Source organism: Vibrio crassostreae 9ZC13, from assembly GCF_000272045.2.
In the GTDB taxonomy this organism is placed as follows: domain Bacteria; phylum Pseudomonadota; class Gammaproteobacteria; order Enterobacterales; family Vibrionaceae; genus Vibrio; species Vibrio crassostreae_C.
On the sequence record NZ_AJYZ02000006.1, the window covers coordinates 1 to 220 of the forward strand.

A 220-nucleotide genomic window follows, 5' to 3' on the forward strand; every position below is an offset into this window, starting at 1 on the left:
GGTTCATCGCGGATTAGCGGGAACTAAAAACAAAAACGGTAGTAAGTGATATGGTTTAGTCGCCAAACAAAAATCATACACAAACTACCGTTTTCATGCCGAATCATACTTTCCTATCTTCATTCTGGGAAGGCTTTCAAATAGTAAAGTCTCACCAGACAGCATCACTTATTACCCTGACTCTTAAACCTAACTCTGAGGCTAAGTGCCTTTGTGGTCT

1 pseudogene is annotated in these 220 nt (G+C 40.5%); it reads left to right on the top strand.

The features are described from left to right. Positions 1–95: 95 nt before the first annotated feature. Positions 96–220, top strand: a pseudogene (locus tag A136_RS23200) (ISL3 family transposase); the annotation flags it as partial.